Annotated in this window: 1 protein-coding gene; it reads left to right on the top strand. The window is 46.4% G+C overall.

Going from position 1 to position 550, the window contains the following annotated elements; genetic code table 11:
• The coding region (gene hemF / locus R8O10_RS26960) for an oxygen-dependent coproporphyrinogen oxidase (protein WP_318192191.1) at positions 1–550 on the top strand (550 nt) is incomplete at both ends.

The following is a 550-nucleotide window of genomic DNA, read 5'->3' as shown; positions in this document are numbered from 1 at the left end:
GTTATCCATCCCAAAAACCCTTACGTCCCAACTTCTCATGCGAATGTACGTTTCTTTATCGCAGAGAAAGAGGGTGAAGACCCAATTTGGTGGTTTGGTGGTGGTTTCGACCTGACTCCTTTCTATCCTTTCGAAGAAGATTGTCAGTCATGGCACGATACAGCTAAGGCAATCTGTGCCCCATTTGGTGAAGAAGTATATGCAGAACACAAAGCGTGGTGTGATAAGTACTTCTTCTTGCCACATCGAAACGAAACTCGTGGTGTTGGTGGTTTGTTCTTTGATGATTTGAATCACTGGGAGTTTGATAAGTGTTTCGATTACATCAAAGCGGTGGGTGAAGGCTATTGCCAAGCTTACTTGCCGATTGTGTCTCGTCGTAAAGACATCGAATATGGCGAGCGCGAACGTGAATTCCAACTTTACCGTCGTGGTCGTTATGTTGAGTTCAACTTAGTGTACGACCGTGGCACTTTATTCGGTTTACAAAGTGGTGGGCGTACCGAGTCGATTCTGATGTCGATGCCGCCGTTAGCTCGCTGGGAGTACC

It is taken from the genome of Vibrio sp. 1727 (assembly GCF_033344415.1).
In the GTDB taxonomy this organism is placed as follows: Bacteria; Pseudomonadota; Gammaproteobacteria; order Enterobacterales; family Vibrionaceae; genus Vibrio; species Vibrio alginolyticus.
The sequence above is the reverse complement of the archived record's forward strand: the minus strand, read 5'-3'. Positions and strand labels throughout refer to the sequence as shown.